This is a genomic window from Mesorhizobium sp. M8A.F.Ca.ET.165.01.1.1, assembly GCF_004792065.1.
GTDB lineage: Bacteria > Pseudomonadota > Alphaproteobacteria > Rhizobiales > Rhizobiaceae > Mesorhizobium.
Genome location: NZ_SRTH01000251.1, coordinates 1 through 284 on the forward strand (window position 1 = coordinate 1; position 284 = coordinate 284).

At 64.8% G+C, this 284-nt stretch carries 1 protein-coding gene; it reads right to left on the reverse strand.

Features of this window, described 5'->3' with window-relative positions; genetic code table 11:
* Positions 1-284: WecB/TagA/CpsF family glycosyltransferase (locus EN808_RS35965; protein WP_189524263.1), on the reverse strand; the 284-nt coding region annotated here is incomplete at both ends.

Consider the following 284-nt stretch of genomic DNA (forward strand, 5'->3'; position numbering starts at 1 on the left):
GATGACCCCGACATTCGACAGACGCGATCCGAAGTCGCGCACAAAGATCTGCTCGCGCGGCACGCCGAGGCCGAGCCACAATATGTCCGGCGCAAGGGCGTCGATCTCATCGAGCTTCCTCTCGAGCGCCTCGCCAGTGAGATAGCCGTGGCTGTGGCCGACGATGCGAAGGCGCGGGTAGCTCGCCTTGATGGCGGCCACGGCCTTGCCGTTCTGGGCCTCCGTCGATCCCAGCAGATAGAAGGTTGCAGCCTCGTTCTCGGCGAGCCTTGCCACGTCCTGGA